Here is a 462-nt window from a genome sequence, read left to right on the forward strand (position 1 = left end):
TCAGGTCTGGCCAAGCGGGCGCGGATGATCTTGCTGGCCGCTGACGGGGTCGGGAACCGAGAGATCGCACAACGAGTCGGCGCCTCGCCGACCACGGTCATCCAGTGGCGTGCCAGGTACGAGGAGCGTGGGTTGTCTGGGCTCGAGGACCGGGAGCGCTCAGGTCGGCCGCGGAGCCTGGATCACCGCGCCATCGTGGCCGAGACGTTGAAGCCGCCGCCGAAGAAGCTCGGGGTGACGCACTGGTCGAGCCGGCTGCTCGCCGAGCGGCTCAAGGTCTCCAACTCCTCGATCGCGCGGGCCTGGCGTGCCTACGGGATCAAGCCGTGGAAGGCCGAGTCGTTCCGATTCTCCACCGACCCCGAGCTGGTCGGGAAGGTCACCGACATCTGCGGGCTGTACCTGGCCCCACCCGAGAACGCGATCGTGCTGTGCGTGGATGAGAAGTCCCAGATCCAGGCC

1 protein-coding gene is annotated in these 462 nt (G+C 68.0%); it reads left to right on the top strand.

Annotation, left to right across the window (positions count from 1 at the left end; all coding sequences use genetic code 11):
• Positions 1-6 precede the first annotated feature (6 nt).
• Positions 7-462: IS630 family transposase (locus QWY29_RS19770; RefSeq protein WP_336621854.1), on the top strand; the 456-nt coding region annotated here is incomplete at its 3' end.

The sequence above is a fragment of the Nocardioides abyssi genome (assembly GCF_030412915.1).
GTDB lineage: Bacteria > Actinomycetota > Actinomycetes > Propionibacteriales > Nocardioidaceae > Nocardioides > Nocardioides abyssi.